20 protein-coding genes, 2 tRNA genes and 1 rRNA gene are annotated in these 18489 nt (G+C 29.9%); 7 read left to right on the top strand and 16 right to left on the bottom strand.

The window, feature by feature from the left end; genetic code table 11:
• Positions 1-35: 35 nt before the first annotated feature.
• From rsmI to D4Z93_RS00395, 12 genes are all read right to left on the bottom strand, one after another.
• Entirely contained in the window at positions 36-878 is an 843-nt protein-coding gene (gene rsmI / locus D4Z93_RS00450) for a 16S rRNA (cytidine(1402)-2'-O)-methyltransferase (protein WP_119969824.1), read from the bottom strand.
• Between the two features lie 21 nt (positions 879-899).
• On the bottom strand, positions 900-1643 hold the full coding sequence (locus tag D4Z93_RS00445) for a tRNA1(Val) (adenine(37)-N6)-methyltransferase (RefSeq protein WP_119969823.1): 744 nt from the start codon (positions 1641-1643) through the stop codon (positions 900-902).
• Between the two features lie 171 nt (positions 1644-1814).
• Positions 1815-2615: an OmpA/MotB family protein gene (locus D4Z93_RS00440; protein WP_119969822.1), complete on the bottom strand. Its 801-nt coding sequence runs from the start codon at positions 2613-2615 to the stop codon at positions 1815-1817.
• Positions 2612-3406 (bottom strand): flagellar motor protein, encoded by a 795-nt coding sequence (locus D4Z93_RS00435; RefSeq protein ID WP_119969821.1) that lies wholly within the window; start codon positions 3404-3406, stop codon positions 2612-2614. Before D4Z93_RS00435 ends, D4Z93_RS00440 begins: the two co-directional genes overlap by 4 nt.
• 141 nt (positions 3407-3547) lie before the next feature.
• Entirely contained in the window at positions 3548-3718 is a 171-nt protein-coding gene (locus D4Z93_RS00430; protein WP_119969820.1) for a DUF362 domain-containing protein, read from the bottom strand.
• Between the two features lie 80 nt (positions 3719-3798).
• A complete protein-coding gene (locus D4Z93_RS00425; protein ID WP_119969819.1) occupies positions 3799-4002 on the bottom strand; it encodes a heavy-metal-associated domain-containing protein in 204 nt (67 codons plus the stop codon).
• 11 nt (positions 4003-4013) lie between these two features.
• Positions 4014-4922 carry a PSP1 domain-containing protein gene (locus tag D4Z93_RS00420; RefSeq protein WP_119969818.1) on the bottom strand — a complete coding sequence of 303 codons (909 nt, stop codon included), beginning with the start codon at positions 4920-4922 and terminating at the stop codon, positions 4014-4016.
• A 1-nt stretch (position 4923) separates the two neighbouring features.
• Positions 4924-5871, bottom strand: a complete 948-nt coding sequence (locus D4Z93_RS00415; RefSeq protein WP_119969817.1) for a DNA polymerase III subunit delta' — start codon at positions 5869-5871, stop codon at positions 4924-4926.
• A gap of 16 nt (positions 5872-5887) precedes the next feature.
• On the bottom strand, positions 5888-6217 hold the full coding sequence (locus tag D4Z93_RS00410) for a cyclic-di-AMP receptor (RefSeq protein ID WP_119969816.1): 330 nt from the start codon (positions 6215-6217) through the stop codon (positions 5888-5890).
• A 114-nt stretch (positions 6218-6331) separates the two neighbouring features.
• Positions 6332-7018 (bottom strand): dTMP kinase, encoded by a 687-nt coding sequence (locus D4Z93_RS00405; protein ID WP_119969815.1) that lies wholly within the window; start codon positions 7016-7018, stop codon positions 6332-6334.
• Between the two features lie 18 nt (positions 7019-7036).
• On the bottom strand, positions 7037-8464 hold the full coding sequence (locus D4Z93_RS00400) for an aminotransferase class I/II-fold pyridoxal phosphate-dependent enzyme (RefSeq protein ID WP_119969814.1): 1428 nt from the start codon (positions 8462-8464) through the stop codon (positions 7037-7039).
• The gene (locus D4Z93_RS00395) at positions 8443-8655 is read right to left on the bottom strand and encodes a sigma factor G inhibitor Gin (protein ID WP_119969813.1); all 213 of its coding nucleotides are present in this window, start codon (positions 8653-8655) and stop codon (positions 8443-8445) included. Before D4Z93_RS00395 ends, D4Z93_RS00400 begins: the two co-directional genes overlap by 22 nt.
• Before the next feature lie 212 nt (positions 8656-8867).
• Here D4Z93_RS00395 and D4Z93_RS00390 point away from each other — a divergent pair, with 212 nt between their 5' ends.
• From D4Z93_RS00390 to D4Z93_RS00365, 6 genes are all read left to right on the top strand, one after another.
• Positions 8868-10049: a zinc-binding metallopeptidase family protein gene (locus D4Z93_RS00390; RefSeq protein ID WP_119969812.1), complete on the top strand. Its 1182-nt coding sequence runs from the start codon at positions 8868-8870 to the stop codon at positions 10047-10049.
• A gap of 73 nt (positions 10050-10122) precedes the next feature.
• On the top strand, positions 10123-11064 hold the full coding sequence (locus D4Z93_RS00385; protein ID WP_119969811.1) for a magnesium transporter CorA family protein: 942 nt from the start codon (positions 10123-10125) through the stop codon (positions 11062-11064).
• Positions 11065-11081: 17 nt separating this feature from the next.
• Positions 11082-12002: a S66 peptidase family protein gene (locus D4Z93_RS00380; protein ID WP_119969810.1), complete on the top strand. Its 921-nt coding sequence runs from the start codon at positions 11082-11084 to the stop codon at positions 12000-12002.
• Between the two features lie 127 nt (positions 12003-12129).
• Positions 12130-13389: an ATP-binding protein gene (locus D4Z93_RS00375; RefSeq protein ID WP_119969809.1), complete on the top strand. Its 1260-nt coding sequence runs from the start codon at positions 12130-12132 to the stop codon at positions 13387-13389.
• A gap of 5 nt (positions 13390-13394) precedes the next feature.
• Entirely contained in the window at positions 13395-14228 is an 834-nt protein-coding gene (locus D4Z93_RS00370; RefSeq protein ID WP_119969808.1) for a DNA-binding domain-containing protein, read from the top strand.
• 265 nt (positions 14229-14493) lie between these two features.
• Positions 14494-15918 carry an amino acid permease gene (locus D4Z93_RS00365; RefSeq protein WP_119969807.1) on the top strand — a complete coding sequence of 475 codons (1425 nt, stop codon included), beginning with the start codon at positions 14494-14496 and terminating at the stop codon, positions 15916-15918.
• Positions 15919-16014: 96 nt separating this feature from the next.
• Here D4Z93_RS00365 and D4Z93_RS00360 read toward each other — a convergent pair.
• Positions 16015-16088 (bottom strand) — tRNA-Cys (locus D4Z93_RS00360).
• Positions 16089-16295: 207 nt separating this feature from the next.
• On the opposite strand from D4Z93_RS00360, the gene D4Z93_RS00355 reads away from it, so the two are divergent.
• Positions 16296-17036: an NAD-dependent protein deacylase gene (locus tag D4Z93_RS00355; RefSeq protein WP_423243036.1), complete on the top strand. Its 741-nt coding sequence runs from the start codon at positions 16296-16298 to the stop codon at positions 17034-17036.
• An 80-nt stretch (positions 17037-17116) separates the two neighbouring features.
• Here the strand turns inward: D4Z93_RS00355 and D4Z93_RS00350 are convergent, their stop codons facing one another.
• The 3 genes from D4Z93_RS00350 to rrf form a co-directional block, all read right to left on the bottom strand.
• Entirely contained in the window at positions 17117-17863 is a 747-nt protein-coding gene (locus D4Z93_RS00350; protein ID WP_119969805.1) for a peptidylprolyl isomerase, read from the bottom strand.
• 114 nt (positions 17864-17977) lie between these two features.
• Positions 17978-18053, bottom strand: a tRNA-Phe gene (locus D4Z93_RS00345).
• Between the two features lie 15 nt (positions 18054-18068).
• Positions 18069-18185, bottom strand: a 5S ribosomal RNA gene (rrf, locus tag D4Z93_RS00340).
• Between the last annotated feature and the right edge of the window lie 304 nt (positions 18186-18489).

Genomic DNA, 18489 nt, shown 5'->3' with positions numbered 1-18489 from the left:
GATTTTATTATTAAACTTTCAAATAAGAACATATATCACATTCCAATTGAATACTTATATATCTCGGATTTTGGTAAGTTTCTGTCTTTTGCAACCTTCTTCACGGCCTCTTTTTTACTTAATCCCTTTTTAATATACATTTTTATATGTTCATCTATTGTAATTTTATCCCATAATGCTTCTTCATCTTTATTTATTTCTTCTTCACTCTTACCTTTAACCACTAACACAAATTCTCCTTTTATATCCCTGTCCGCAAAATAATCTAATGCATCATCTAAACTCATTCTCAAAACCTCTTCATGAAGTTTAGTGAGTTCTCTACATACAGCTATATTTCTATTTCCTAAATTTTCCCTTAAAAACTTCAAAGTATTTTTTATTCTATGAGGAGCTTCATAAAAAATTAATGTTTCCATCCTATTTTTTAAAGAATCAATTACTGCAGATCTTTCTTTATTATCTCTCGGTAAAAATCCTCTAAATATAAACTTAGTTGTATCCATACCAGAATAAACTAACGCTGTAGTTATAGCCGTTGCACCAGTTAACACCTCAAATTCCATTCCCTGACTTATACATTTTGATACAATAACGCTTCCCGGATCTGATATTCCAGGGGTTCCAGCATCACTGACAATTGCTATATTCAATCCCTGTTTTAACTTTTCTATTATATAATCACCTTTTTCATACTCATTATACTTATGATAGGAAATCAACGATTTTTTTATGTCAAAGTGATTTAAAAGCTTTAAGGTTTGTCTTGTGTCTTCTGCTGCTATTATATCAACATTTCTTAAAGTATCCAGCGCCCTAAGCGTTATATCCTGCAAATTTCCTATCGGAGTTGGAACTAAATATAATTTTCCATACATAATTATTGCCTTCCTCTACTTTTAATTTCTTCCATATATTTTTTCAATCTGATCAGTATAACTTCCATCTAAACTATGTATATAAATTGGTTCTCCCCACCTTAAGAATTTTCCTCCATTATTTTGTCCCTCTACTAAAACCATGTTAGGTGCCTTTTTTACATTAGGATATATCATAGTTATAAATTTAGGTTCAATTTTATATTTCCTCATAATACACATAATATCAACCAATCTATCAGGTCTATGTATCATATAAAACTTTCCATTATGGGTCAAAAGAACTTTACTAGCTTTAACTACATCCTCTAAAGTACAGCATATCTCATGTCTAGCTATAGCATTTTTATCATTTGAATTTATAATACCAGATCCTTTTAATTTATATGGTGGGTTTACAGTAACTATATCAACTTTCTCAAGTCCTTTAACAAACTTTATATCTCTCAGATCATGATTTATAAACCTTATTTTACCTTCTAATCTATTAAATAAAACGGATCTACTTGCCATATCTACCATTTCTTCTTGTATCTCAATACCTGTTATATCTGATACTTTAGTTTTCTGAGACAATATAAATGGGATTATACCTGTCCCTGTGCAAAGATCTATTACTTTTGCATTTCTTTTATCTTTCACAAAATTAGCAAGCAGCACTGCATCAACTCCAAACCTAAAAGCATCCTTTTTTTGTATAATAAATATATTATTAAGCTGTAAATCATCTAGTGTTTCATCTATATTTATAAATTTATTTTTCATAAACCTTTCCTCTCTTCTATACATAAAAATATTATAATATTTCCCTGTAAATAAGTTCAAGTGTAATAACAGATTACTTATGTTACATTGATATGTTATTATCACGTACTGATTATAACAAAAAAGATACCCTTTTAAAATAAAAGCGCATCTTTTTATTAATTATTTGTATCACTTAGTATTATCAGAGCTATTGGTATTATCATTAGAGTTTGTATTAGTATTACTTGAATTTCCTTTTACATTATTGTCTATCTTATTAAATTCACTATTTTCTATTATTATATCAACCCTTCTATTCTTGGCTCTTCCTTCCTCAGTAGAATTATCACTTACTGGCCTATATTCACTATATCCCACTGCAGACAATTTATTTGCCGGAATACCGGCCTTATCTATCAGAAACTGAGTTACATTAGCTGCTCTCGCACATGACAATTGCCAATTTGAAGAAAATTGACTATTGCTTATAGGTACTGTATCAGTATGACCTTCTATTCTTATATTATTCTTAATTTGATTTAATATCTTGGCTATTCCTATTAACTCATTCTGAAAATCAGGTTTTATATCAGCATTTCCTGTATCAAAAAACAGAGTATTATTTAAACTTACTATAAGCCCTCTTTGATCTAGCTGAGTTGACACACTGCTGCTCATATTATTATCCTTCAAGTATTTATCAACCTGCTTCTTTAAATCCTGCATTTTAGCTTGTTCACTCTGCTGTACATTAGTATCTATAGGGGTTGTCTTTTTATTTGCATCTGTTCCATTTTCTTTCGCTATTATAGACTTACCTCCACCCATAGCCATATTTAGAGACTGAGACAATTGTGCAAACTTAGCCTGATCTATACTACTCATAGCATATAAAACAACAAAAAGTATCATAAGTAAAGTCATAAAGTCTGAATAACTAAGAAGCCACCTTTCACTATTCGTATGTTCTTCACGCTTTTTTTTCTTCATTCTTTCACTTTACCATCCATTCCTTCAAATTTAACTGTTTCGGCTTTACTTAAGAATCCTTTTAATTTTTCTGCTATTGTATTAGGATTTATTCCCTCCTGAACATATAATATTGCCTCAATTATAAGAGATTTTTCATTATATTCTTTTTCATCTATAGCTTTTAATCTTGTTGCTACAGGCAAAAATAACAAGTTTGCAGCTGCTAAACCATATAATGTAGCCAGAAAACCAGATGAAATCTTAGGGCCCAATGAAGTTGGATCAGATAAATCTGCTAAAATATGTACTAATCCCATTACTGTACCTATAATTCCAAGAGTCGGTGAGTATCCACCTGCCTGCTCAAAAATAGCAGCACCCTTTCTATGTCTTTCCGATGTAGTCTCTAACTCCAGCTCTAAAATACTCCTAACTGCCTGTGGGTCTACACCATCCACTACAAGTTGAAGTCCTTTTTTTATAAATGGATCTAAATTAGGATCACTGGATACTTCTCCTTCTAAACTTAATAATCCATTTTTTCTTGTTTTATAAGAAACATCTTTAAAATACGCTACAAGTCCCGGCAAATCAATTTTTCTTGGATTTATAATTACTTTTAATATTCCCGGCAGACGTTTTAGAACATCTGAGGGAAATGTAAGTCCAACTGCACCAGCTGTTCCTCCGAATACTATTAAAAATGGTGCTAGTCCTACAAGTCCTAGTAAACTTCCTTTTTCAACCAGGAAACCTGCTATAACAGAACCAAATCCAAATATGATAAAAATAACAACAGATATATCCATTTTTATCCTCCATTCAATTAAAGTTTCAGCAACAAAATATAAATATATATATACATATAAATACTCGTTTATTATATTTTAACCTTTATATCGTATAACATTAAAAAAAGACCATCAATTAAGACAGCCTTTTTCTTAAAATTATTCTTGTGCTGGTGCTCCTACTGGACAAACATTAGCACAATTTCCACAATCAATGCAAGTTCCTGCATCTATTACAAATTGAGTATCTCCTTGACTTATAGCACTTACCGGGCACTCTGAAGCACATGCTCCACAGCTTACGCAAGCATCTGAAATTTTATATGCCATATGTAGCACCTCCTTAAAAATTAGATATTGTACATCTGACTTATATTTTACCACGTTTAACTTGATTTTTAAAGTAAATTTTAGAATACTACATAACCTAAATTTTCAATTGATTGTATTAAAAGTTCATTGTTCACAAAGTGATCATCATACACCACACTTACTTCTCCATTTTCTTTATTTATCTGGCAAGCAATTACCCCAGAATTATTTGAAATTGCCGTTTTTATCTTAACTACATCATTAACTGTATTTATATTGCAAACTTTTAGTACGGATTTCATAATATACCTCCCTAATTATCCTTGAACAATTCCTTCATTATATGTGCATCCTCAGAATCTTGTACATCTATTTTTATATCTTCCTCATTTACAGCTCCTTCATAACCTCCCGAAATAAGTGTAACTGCATCTATAGGAATCTCTTCAACTATATCATCACCGTCTTCAATCTTTATTTTAACCTTTACACTTTCCTTTACTACAGAATTTGACATTACCTCTCCTTTACCATAAGCTGTATCAACAATAGACTTTACCTTAGGTAACTTCTTTCTTATTTTTTCGTATGTTTCCTGCTCATAATTCAAACAACACATAAGTCTTCCGCATATTCCTGATATTTTAGTAGGATTTAGCGATAAATTTTGTTCTTTAGCCATTTTGATAGATACAGGAGCAAAATCACCTAAAAAAGTTGAACAACACATTGTCCTTCCACATGCACCTAAACCTCCTACCATTTTTGCTTCATCCCTAACGCCAATCTGCCTAAGTTCTATTCTAGTTCTAAAAATAGATGCCAAATCTTTTACTAATTCTCTAAAATCTATTCTTCCATCTGCTGTAAAATAAAATATAACTTTATTATTATCAAAAGTATACTCAACATCTATAAGTTTCATTTTTAAATTATGCTTTTCTATTTTCTCCAAACATATATCAAAAGCTTCCTTTTCTTTAGCTTTATTTTCATCATGTTTATTTACATCATCACCCGTAGCTACCCTGATGACATTTTTAAGTGGAGAAACAATTTTCTCATCTTGAACCTCTTTAAGTCCCACTACACATTCTCCAAACTCTATTCCTCTTGCAGTTTCTACTATAACCTTATCACCCTTCTTCACATCTAAATTCTTTGGTGAAAAATAATATATCTTCCCGGCTTTTTTGAATCTTACACCTACTACTGTTACCATATTATACCTCCTGCATACTTAAGAGCATTGAATCAAAAACCAATGCAAAATTTACGTTTTTTTCTAATTTGCTGCGTGTATTTTTAACTATATCTATAATCTTTATCAACTTATTAAATGAGAATTCCTCCGCTATAATTTTTATATCATTAAACTTATCTATATTTACAACTATACTGCTATTTCCTGTTTCCTTATACACTAGCGCATCTCTTATATAAGATAATAAACATGTAAATATATCCTTCCACTCATTCTTATTTTCTATAAAAAAATTTCTATAATGAAATACTTCTCTAAACTCATCTCTTCCAGAATTTTTTAACACCTCTAAAATCTTATTTCTGATTTCATAAAATACATCATCCTCTATAAACTTTTCCGCTCTCCCAGGTACACCATCACTAAATGCACATACTGAATTTATATATTCATCAGATAAATCTTGAAATTTACGTTTCAAAAATATCCTCATTTCTTCCTCTCTTAACCTATTTAATTTATGAATTTGGCATCTTGATTTTATAGTATCTAATATCAAATCAAGTTTTTCACATAACATTATTATAACTATTCCATCTTTAGGTTCTTCCACAGTTTTCAATAATGCATTTTGGGCAGGCTCTGTCATTGTATCAGCTTTATATATTATTATAACTTTGTTATTTCCAACAATCGGTTTTTTATTCGCTTCACATATTATATCCTTTATCTCATCTATTCCTATAGATTTTTTATCCTCAAGTAATTTAAATTCCACTATATCTGCTTTAAATCCATGAAGTCCCTGTCTTAATAAAAATTGTTCTGCTGCCGCCCTTGCAATAATACTTTTACCTATCCCATCCTCACCTGATATCAAATGAGCATGGGAAAAGGTATTATTTTCTATAGAAATAGACATTTGATTTTTAATACTTTCATATCCTATTATTTCATCAAATGTCACTAAATTATTACCTCCACTAAATTTTAATAAACTTATCTACATCAACCACAAATATATTCGCGCCTCCAACTTCAACCTCCATAGGATAAGGTACATATATACCAGTTGATCCAGCAACAGGTGACGGAGTTGTAACAACTTGATTTCTAGTCTTGCATACTTTATCTATTTGAGATATGACTTCATCTACTTTTTCTGCTTCAACTCCAACAAGCAAAGTCGTATTACCGGCTTTCAAAAATCCGCCTGTTGTAGCTAATTTAGTAACTTTAAATCCTAAGTCAGTTAAAGTATTTATTAACGCACTAGCATCATTATCTTGAACAATAGCTATTATTAATTTCATGAAACTCATCTCCCCTTTTATAATGTTAATAAATAATATATTTATTAACCTAATTTTATCATAATTTTGTATGAAATTTATGTATTAAAATAAATTTTAATCTAATATTTTATTCTATAGATTCAAATGATTTCTTAAAGTTTTATAAACATCATTATGTATTTTCTGAATACTTTTTATTCTACTATTTTCTATACAATCTATGATATTCCAAGCATATTTATCCGCTACATACTTACTATTATCATAAGATTTTTTTAAATAATTAATATCTCTCTCATGTATATCTTTAATATTTTCACCATTTATTTTATTTTTTCTATCTTTCATAAGATCAAAACTATATTCCGGAGGCATATCCAAAAAAATTACACAGTCTGGTACTGGAAGACTGAACAAATTAAACTCAAAATTCCAAAGCCAGTTTAAGAACTTATCTTTAGCTAATTTATCATTAATCTTTGAAGCCTGATGTATCATATTAGATGTTGTATATCTATCAGCTATTACAATACCTCCATTATCATAAAAATCTTTCCAATCAGTTTTATATGAAGCAAATCTATCTACAGCATAAAATGTGGATGCAACATATGAATTTACATCTTCTGGTTTAGTCCCAAACGTACCATTAAGGTACATTTTAACAAGTGCTGATGAATCACTTTTATAATTAGGATATTCAACTTTTCTTACATTAAATTTTTCATCTACAAATCTATTATAAAGCATCTGAGTTTGTGTTGCTTTTCCGCTGCCATCACATCCTTCTATTACTATAAGTTTGCCTTTTTTATTCATATGTTTTCCCCCTCAAAATTACTTTACTATTTTTATTTTTCCATCATTTAATCCTAAAATTTCCGCGTTATTATCTACATAATACTTTATATAATTTATAGTTTCTATATCTATAACTTCACCCATATTTAAAATCGGTATTCCTGGCGGATATGGAACTATATTTTCAGCACTAACTTTTCCTAAAGCTTCCTCTAAGTTTATGGACTTTTTCCCCATATTCAAAACTTCAAATGGTAAAAACTTATAATTCGGTATATGAGGTTTCAATATCTCAAATTCCTTACTCTTTAATTTTTCCAAATTACACTTTTTCAAGACATCATATAAAACACGGAAATCATCTTCATAATTAAATGGTGAAAAAATAAGTATAACATTAGAACCATCATTCATCTCAGCTTGTATATTGTTTTCCCTTAAATAATTCAAAAGTTTATATGAACTATATCCTTTATCTAAATTCATTATATATCTCGTTTCATCAATATCATAAAAAAAATTTGAACTACCTATAAAATAATTTCTATCCAGTACACTTATACCGTCTATTGTATTTATCATCTCTCTATAATATCTACACATATTTAATAATTTATCATATGCTTCATTGCCATATTTTTCTAAGAAAAAACGTGCATAATCCATAGAACACATGAGAATATAAGAGGGGCTTGTACTTAAAAACATGCTCGTATAAAAATCAATACTTTGGATATCTTCTAAATTATTGATATGTAAATACGCAGTTTGTGTTAAACTTGGAAGCGTTTTATGAGAACTTGCTACAACCATATCAGCACCTAATTGTAAGGCGCTCTTTGGTAAATCCTTGTGTACTTCAAAATGTGCCCCATGTGCGGAATCAACAAGTACTTTCATTTTATTAATTTTTGCTTTCTCTATAATATATTCAAGATTAGAACATAATCCATAGTAATTCGGATAAGTAACTATTATACCTTTAGCATCCTTATTTTTATCTATCTTTCTCGAAAAATCATCTAAATCTATAAAGGCTGGTGCATTTAACCTTTTATCTATAGTACTATTTATATATATAGGTTTTAATTTTCTCATAATTATAGCGTTAAACACAGATCTATGGCAATTCCTCTCTACAAGCACCTTATCTCCCTCATTAAATGCACTAAATATCATTATAAAATTACCTGATGTACTTCCGTTGACTAAAAAATATGATTTCTTACTTCCATAAAAATTACTAAGTGCCTTTAATGAATCCTTAATAATTCCGCTCGGTTTATGGAGATTATCCAGTCCATTTACTTCTGTAATATCAACCTTAGACATATTTTTAATAAACTTTCTTCCAATACTTGTAGTTAAAAAACCTTTTCCTCCTTTATGTCCTGGCATACAAAATAACTTATTATTTTTATCTACATATCTTAAAACCCCATCTAATAGTGGTAATTTTGACACTTTAATTCCTCTCCTCTTATGATTACCGGTACTAAATTCTTTTTTATACATTCCATATAGTATTTATAAAAATCAGTATTACACTCCATATTAAGTAATCGTTCTTCACAACATTTACATATCTTTCTTCTATATATAATTATACCATTATTCATAGGCTTGCCACATATGATACATCTTTGTTTTTTCATTTAAATCCTCCCATCATAATTTACTATTAAAAATTATTACCTCTAATTAATATAATATTCAGTTACTTACAAAAACTTAATTTGTCCACATAAATAAAGCAGTATAAAATCGTAATATATTTCATACGTATAAACGAAAAAGGTTGTGTTAATAATAAATAGAGCAAGACTTTAAGTAGATTAAGTTTACACATTATTGGAGGTAAATTGAAATGAAACAAAGTATAATCTCATATCTAAGTTCTATACGAAATGAAATTGCTGATTTATCTAAATATCTTTACAATAATCCAGAGGAAAGTTTCCATGAATACAAAGCTTGTAATTATTTAATTAATATTTTAAAATCCAATGGTTTTGAAGTTATAGAGAAATACCTTGATATTCCAACTGCCTTCCATGCTCAATTCGGTTCTGGTCATCCAAAAATATGTTATATATGTGAATATGATGCAATTAAAAATTTGGGACATATAGTTGGACATAATCTAATATCAACAATGTCTATAGCTGCTGCCACATCTCTTTCAAAAATTACACCAAAAATTCATGGCAGCGTAATTGTTCTCGGATGTCCTGGTGAATTTGTTGGAAGTGCTAAAATCACAATGGCAAAACAGGGTACATTTAATGATATAGATGTGGTATTAATGGCACATCCAGATGTAGTAACCGCTGAAAGCGGAAAATCTATGGCAGTTCTTCCATTAAAAATAACATATCAAAGTGAAAGTGGACTTTCATATAGGAATCAAAGGAATTATAATGCACTTGATGCCTGTTTATTCACCTTTAATTCATTAAATCTTTTAAAAAAAGGACTTGGTCAAGATTCATCAATAGACAGTGTAATAATAAACGGAGGCGATTCTCCATATCTTATGCCAGATAAATCCGAATCAAAATTTTATATACGGTCCCCAAAAATGGCTGAATGCTGTAAAATAGAAAATAAAATTCGTACACTCGTAAAAACTACATCTGAACTCATGAATATCAAATATAATGTATGTATGCATGAACTACCTTATGATGAATTTATTCCAAATAGAACATTATCTAGGGTATTTAGCCATAACTTAAAGGAAAGCGGAATAATAGATATCTGTGGTCCTAAAGATACAAATTCAAGTTTAAGCCTTGGAACTGTTAGCAATATAGTACCTTGTATTCATCCATATATATCTATATGTAGTAGAAACTCTATTAAATATTCCTCAGAAGAGTTTGCCAGTGCTACTGTTTCATATTACGCTCAGGATAAAGTTTTTAGAGCTTCTCAAGCACTTGCTCTGACAGGATTAGATTTAATAGAAAGTCGCTCTTTAATGCTTGACGTAAGAAATGACTTTTGTAGTTCACATAAATGTGTAAAGGAACCTGCACCATTTTAATATATCCTGCACAAATATATTTTATAATGTATAATAATTATATATTTAAATTTAGTAAGCAGTGAGGTATCTTATGATTTCAATTTATAAAACTATAGATAATGAACAAACACTTAAATCCACCGACAGCATTGAAGCTGGTTGCTGGATTAACCTGGTTGCCCCTTCCAGGGAAGAACTTATACTTGTTTCAAAAAAAACAAATGTACCTTTAGATTTCTTAAAAGCAGCATTAGATGAGGAAGAAACTTCACGTATAGACTTAGAGGAGCATAACCTTTTGGTTATAGTAGATATTCCTTTTACTGAAATGGAGGATAATTCACTAACGTATGATTCTTATCCTCTTGCAATCATTCATACTGACTCCTTAATCATAACAGTTTGTCTTAAAAACAGTAAAATATTAACTGATTTTATAGACAAAAAGATTAAATCTTTTTTTACTTTTAAACGCTCAAGGTTTATTCTTCAGATACTATACAGAATAGCAAGTTATTATTTACTATACTTAAGACAAATAGATAAGAAAAGCCTTATGATTGAACAAAAACTTCATAGATCAATGAAAAATAAAGAGTTAATTCAACTTCTATCACTAGAAAAATCACTTGTATATTTTTCAACCTCACTCAAGTCAAATGAAATTACACTTGAGAAAATGTTAAAACTGGAACTATTAAAAAAATATCCTGAAGATCAAGATATTTTAGAAGATGTAATTATAGAAAATAAACAAGCTATTGAAATGGCTAATATTTATAGTAACATATTGAGTGGAACTATGGATGCATTTGCTTCTGTAATATCAAATAACCTCAATATGGTTATGAAACTTCTCGCCTCTATAACTATAGTAATGTCCATACCAAATATAATATTCGGATCATTTGGCATGAATATTCCTGGAATTCCATTCATTCATAATCCTAATGCATTTTGGATTGTGTATGCAATAGCTGTATTAATATGTTTTATTACTATACTAATTTTGCGCAAAAAGCAATTATTTTAAAAGGATAGTGATTTGTGATGATAGCAAAAAGACTAAAGAAGGGTGATACAATAGGTATTATAGCTCCATCTGGTCCTGAAGACTATGAAAAAATAAAAAATAATATAGAGCTCCTTAAAGGTCTAGGTTTTAAAGTTAAAGAAGGCAAATATATACGCAATAAGTGGGGTTATCTTGCCGGGAATGATTATGACAGAGCCAGTGATTTTAATAATATGTTTCTAGATAATTCCATTGATATGATTATGTGCATAAGAGGTGGTTATGGTGCAATGCGTATACTGCCTATGATAGATTTCAATATAGTTAAAAATCATCCTAAAATATTTGCAGGTTTTAGTGATATAACTACACTATTAAATAATATATCTTCTAAATGCGGCCTTATAACCTTCCATTCACCAATGCTTACTTCAAATCTTTCAGATAAAATAACTTGTGAAAGTTTTTTTAACACAGTTATGAATGGATATAAAAATTACACTATCCAAAATCCAGAAAATTTTCCTACTAAAAGCCTAAGTAATATAAATAAAATTTCTGGAGAATTAGTTGGTGGAAATTTAAGTTTAATATCGAGCACTATAGGAACCCCTTATGAACTTAATACAAAGGATAAAATATTATTTATAGAAGATGTTGGAGAAAGTCCTTATAAAATAGATAGAATGCTCACTCAGTTACGTTTAGCAAATAAACTTCAGGATTGTAAAGCATTTATTTTGGGGCAGTTTACACAATGCTCCCTTCCACATTATAAAAGAAGTTTAACATTAAAAGAAGTAATCTCTGATAGATTATTATCCTTAAATAAACCAACTCTATCTGGTATTCAAAGTGGACATTCTTACCCTAGACTAACACTTCCAATAGGTGCAAAGGTTTCTATAGATTTTAAATCTGGAATTATAGAGACATTAGAACCTATAGTAAAATAATAATTTATATTTAAAGCTCTGAAAAAAATTTCAGAGCCTTATACTATTCTAACAGGCAAGATTAACTTTCTATACCTGTCAGTTTTTGTGATACCGATTTTTTAAAGTAATTGAAAGGAATATATACATGGAGAAATTAAAACATACGGCAACGGTTATAATCGGTGTAGTAATAGCATCTCAAATCTATTTTAATTTTTTGATAAAAAATTTTACAGTAGCTTTTTCAGTAGTTATATTTTCAGTATTTCTTTATAGTTATACCGAATTAAATCCGATAATAACTGCAATAATAACAGGTGTATCTATAACACTGTATAGATCAATATTAGTTTATACCACTAATACCAACCTTCTAAAAACTATTAAGATAACAACACCAGAAATAGCATTTTACACTGCATATGGGCTTATATTTTATTTTTTATACTATAAAATAAAAGAAAAGAACTTGACGAAATTCATTCTTTCAACATTCTGCTGCGATTTTATTTCGAATGTACTTGAGATAAGCATCAGAACCCAAATAACTGGTGAAAACAGTACCATGATCAGAGCACTTTTAATAGTTGCATGTGTAAGATCATTAATGGCCTTAATTATATTAATTGGACTTAAATATTATAAATCATTCCTTATAAAAGAAGAACATGAAGAACGATATAGAAACTTAATATTATTAACATCCAGCTTTAAAAGTGAAATATATTTTATGAATAAAAATGCTTCAGAAGTAGAAGATGTTATGAGAAAATCCTTTTCTGTATACGAAATTGTATCGAAAAATAACTATCCGGAAAAACTTAAAGACCTTACACTCGATATTGCCAAAGATGTTCATGAGATAAAAAAAGATTATTTACGAGTAATGAGAGGCCTTGAGGATATGTCAAATGAAAAAATAGATAATGAGCATATGAATATAAAAGACATCATAGATATCTTAAAAATAGATACCAGGGATTATATTAATTCAGCAAATATGAATATAGAACTTGATTTTAAGATAAAGGAGAATTTTTATGTTTCACAACATTTTTATTTAGTATCAATTATAAAAAATCTTATCTTTAATGCCATAGAAGCTGTGGATGACACTAAAAAGGGGGTGGTTAAACTTAATATTGAGAAAGAAAGCGATAACTATATATTTACTGTATCTGATAATGGAACAGGCATAAATAAAGGTGACCTTGATTTTATATTTAATCCTGGTTTTTCAACTAAATATAATAAGGAAACAGGAAATATATGCAGAGGGATAGGTTTAACTTTAGTAAAAGATCTAGTGCAAGATGTTTTCAAAGGATCTATCACCGTGCAATCAGAGAAAAATAAAGGAACAACCTTTATAGTAAAAATACCGGAGAATTCATTAAGGAGGTAAACATTATGCGTTATTACATAATTGACGATGATGTCAATATAGTCAAGATATTGACCAACCTAATTGAAGAAAATAAATCTTATGAAGTAGTAGGAAGTTCTAATGATGGTCAAACAGCCTTTAATGAGATATTACTTTGCAATCCCGATATTGTATTAGTTGACTTGCTTCTTCCTAAACTTGATGGTAATAGTCTAGTTAAAAAAGTAAAATCGCTTAAGCCAAAGATCAAATTTATCATGATATCACAAGTGTCTGATGAAAATTTAGTAGGAGACTCTTACAATTCTGGTATAGAATTTTTCATAAGTAAACCCATTAATAAAATAGAAGTAGAAAAAGTCACAAGCAAGGTTGCAGAAAAAATTGAAATTGAAAATATGCTGGATGGCATAAAAAAAGTAATTAAAACAGAATCTCCTCAGAAGCAAAATTCTCAAAATGATAATATCAAAATAATAAAACATACTTTAAGTAGACTAGGAATGCTTGGTAAGAAAGGAACAAACGATATTATAAAAATTTGTGTTTATCTGCTAAAAGCAAAAAAGTCCTTTGAGGAATGTAATTTTAACGATTTATGTGCTTTTCTTGGTGACAATCCTAAAACTGTACAACAAAGAATAAGAAGAACTATAAAAATAGGTTTAACCAATCTTGCATATATGGAAATGGAAAATTACTATAGTGAAAATTTTCAAGACTACTCCAATGGAATGTTTGACTTCGCAAGTGTAAAAGCTGAAATTGACTACATAAAAGGCAAAAGTAGGGTTGGTGGGAAAATAGTGATAAGTAATTTCTTTGATGGGTTGTTATTGCAATGTGAGGAAAGTTAGCAATTATTTGAAGAATTTTTATAGACTACTTTCAAAAATTTAAAATTTTTGAAAGTAGTCTATTTTTTTATGAAGATCTGTGAAGATTTTTGAAGTATCTTGTATTCGCACTATTATAATTATAGAGTACCCATTATTATAAAAAAATAATTAAATTTTAATCGGTTATTTTTTGATTATTTAATCTCATAAAACACATTTCTACACACATTTTACTAATAATTTTATGTTTAAAATTATAATCATATTTTAAGGAGGTTACCACATGGACTTATTTAATCTTACTAGAAAAAAAGATGTAAACGCTATTTTGGAAAACAATAAAAATAGTTCTTTAAAAAGAACTATGGGAGCATTTGATGTTACTTTAATGAGTATAGGTGCAACAATTGGAACAGGAGTAATGGTTTTAACAGGGCTTGTAGCCGCGACAGATGCAGGACCAGCTGTAGTTTTATCATTCATTTTCTCTGCAATTGCCTGTACGCTTGTAGCATTATGTTACTCTGAATTCGCATCATCAATACCATCATCAGGAAGTGCATATTCTTACATTTATGTATCATTAGGTGAATTTATAGCACATTTAGTTGGTTGGTCACTATTTATAGGATATACTGTATGCGCTGCAACCGTTGGTAGTGGATGGTCTGCATACTTTAATGGTTTATTAAAAAATTGCGGAATAAATTTACCACATGCCTTAATAAACATTCCAGGTCAGGGGGGAATCATAAACCTTCCAGCAATTATTGTAATGTTAGCCATAACATTATTACTAACTAAAGGAACAAGTGAAAGTAAAAAAGTTAATAATATTCTAGTATTTATAAAATTAGGTATCATAGCTTTATTTGTAGTTGTAGGAGTATTCTTTGTAAAACCATCAAGATGGCAGCCATTTATGCCATTTGGAGTAAAAGGAATATTTGCTGGTGCTGCTTCAGTATTTCTAGCTTATACTGGATTTGATGCAGTTTCAACTTCTGCCGAGGAAGTAAAAAACCCACAGAAAAATTTGCCTTTAGGTATTATAGCATCAATGATAGGATGTACATTAATATACATTGTAGTCAGCTTAATTCTTACAGGCCTTACTAACTATACTAATCTCAACGTTGGTGATGCTATGGCTTATGCTTTAAGTGCTGTAGGACAAGGATGGGCAGCTTCTATACTTTCAGTTGGGGCAGTTATTGGTATATTAGCAGTTATAATTGCATATCTCTTCGGTGCATCAAGACTACTATTTTCAATGAGTCGTGATGGACTTCTACCAAAAGGTTTTTCTAAATTAAATAAAAAGACTAATGTACCTGTTTTATCTACTTGGGTAGTAGGATGCATAGGTGCTGTATTAGCTGGTGTTGTAAACATAAAACAGTTAGCTGATCTTTCAAATATGATTTTCTTAGGATCCTTTTCACTCGTCGCACTATCTTTAATAATGTTTAGAAAAAGCTATCCAGATTTAAAAAGAGAATTTAGAGTACCTTTAGTTCCATTATTGCCTTTAATAGCAATGGCATTTTGCATATTCCTTATGTTTAGTTTATCCAAAATAACATGGTTATATTTTGGAGCATGGGTTCTACTAGGTGCAATTGTTTATATGACATATTCACACAAACACAGCTTATTACAAAGTAAACATTCTGATAGCAATTCAGTGAGCAAAACCAGTGCATAATTTAAATAGAAAGAGAAGCAGTCAGGCTTCTCTTTTTTTATTTGCCCAACAAAAAAATAGCCTAACATATGCTAAACTATCTTCTAATATAAAGAATGGAGGCACCACCCAGATTTGAACTGGGGATAAAGGTTTTGCAGACCTCTGCCTTACCACTTGGCTATAGCGCCATATGTTCTCCTGATTAAGAACACTACTATAGTTTAGCAATCACAGTTATATTTGTCAATAGCATATTACTAAATTTTAAAATTAATAATATTTATAGTTTTTCACCTAAAGAGTTAATTTATACTCAGAGATAAATTAACTCTTGATTAAATATATGGTGAAATTTATATATTACATTCGAATAATGATATAATATTTTAAGAGAGGTGATTGTTATGGATTATGAGAATCTAAAATCTGCAATAAAATCAAGCAATAATATAGTCTTCTTTGGTGGCGCCGGAGTATCTACAGAATCCAATATTCCAGACTTTAGGTCCGAAGCGGGTCTATATAAAACAAAGGATAACTATTCCTATCCACCGGAAGTTATGTTGAGTCATTCCTTCTTCAAATCCCATACAGAAGATTTCTTTAATTTTTATAAAAGTAAGATGATCTATAAAAATGCCAAACCCAATGGTGCACATTATGCTTTAGCAAAACTAGAGAAGCTTGGCAAACTTAAAGCTGTAATAACTCAAAACATAGATGGTCTCCACCAAATGGCAGGATCTAAAAATGTATTCGAGCTTCATGGCTCAATACACAGAAATTTTTGTACTAAGTGTGGAAAATCCTTCGATTTAGACTACATCATTAATTCAAAATCTGTAATTCCAAAATGTGATAAATGCGGTGGAATTGTAAAACCTGATGTTGTGCTTTATGAGGAAGGTTTAGATATGAATACACTAAATAATGCAATTAAATTTACTCAAGATGCAGATATATTAATCGTAGGTGGTACTTCTTTAGTAGTCTATCCCGCAGCAGGCATAATAGACTATTTTAATGGTTCAAAACTTGTATTGATAAATAAATCATCTACACCATACGATAATAAAGCTGATATAGTAATTCATGATAGTATCGGTAGTGTACTATCAAGTATTACATGCGATTAGCACTTTAAATTATATAATAAATTAAAAAGTGTATCTAATTCACTCTATTTCAGTGTGATTAGATACACTTTTTATATTAATTATTTTTCATACTCAACAGTATACTTTTCTTTTAGTTGCTTATTGAGTTCATTATACTTATATGATTGTCTTTGTTGAAGTAAATTGTTTTTAATCGTATTTTTTACCTGTTCATAAGATTTAGGAGACGCCTCTGTCTTTCTCTCAACCTTAATCAAATGATATCCAAATTGTGTTTTAACAGGTTCACTAATAACATTAATACCAAGTGAAAAAGCAGCTTCCTCAAATTCTGGAACCATTTGTCCTCTTGTAAACTGTCCTAGATTACCGCCTTGTGCCTTTGATGGACATGAAGAATATTTCTTGGCAGCTTCTTCAAAACTCATTCCCTCATTTATTTCCTTTAGTACATCATTCGCCTTTTCTTTTGTCTCTACTAATATATGTCTTGCAACAACACTTTCTGGATTTACAAACTTATCTTTATTTACTTTGTAATAATCTTCAACTTCGCTATCTTTTACATTAACTTCACTCATCAATTTTGATATAGCTGTTTGAGTTAAAATTTCTTTTTTAGCAGTTTCAAGGTTACCTATGTAGCTTTCATCATTTTCAAATCCAGATTCTTTGGCATAATTATAAATTAATTCAAATGCTATCATTTCTTCTAATAGTTGTTTTTTCCCATTATCAGTATTCAAATATCCTCTTCTATCATTAGGAAATCTCATTATAGCTTCTTCTAGATCTTTTTCCGTTATTTGAGCACCATTTACAGTGGCTAACACTTTATTTTCCATTATTCTTCTCCTTTATTATATTAATCATTATAGTTATACCATATATATCTACAGTTTACCATCATTTTTATTAGTATAAAAAAAGAACATATTAGAAAACACTAATATGCTCTTTGGTGGCCAGACCAGGAATCGAACCAGGGACACGAGGATTTTCAGTCCTCTGCTCTACCGACTGAGCTATCTGGCCAAATATAGTATGATTACCTGGCGGCGACCTACTCTCCCGCAGGGCTACCCCTGAAGTACCATCGGCACAATAAAGCTTAACCTACCTGTTCGGTATGGGAAGGAGTGTTACCTTTATGTAATAACCACCAGATTGCTGATTGCTTCTAAATCTTTGATTTAGATAAAGAATCAGTACTCCCCAGCTTTGCTGGGTGAGTTTCCTGTTTAAAAATTACTATAAACTCCGCATCTCTTCGTCAAATATCTTACTGCGGTACTCATTTACATTAAGTAAACTCCGTTCCCCACTTCAATATTTTCCCTGATCTGCCCGTTTCTACTAATTTTTATGCATTGACTAAAACTCTAATAAAATTTATACTAACCGGAGGTTTATAAATAGACCCCGGCTAATTGAGATTGTTCTCTCAAAACTGCACAGTAAAGATAGAAAA

The organism is Clostridium fermenticellae, assembly GCF_003600355.1.
Taxonomy (GTDB): Bacteria; Bacillota; Clostridia; order Clostridiales; family Clostridiaceae; genus Clostridium_AV; species Clostridium_AV fermenticellae.
This window is presented reverse-complemented; position numbering and strand designations above follow the sequence as displayed.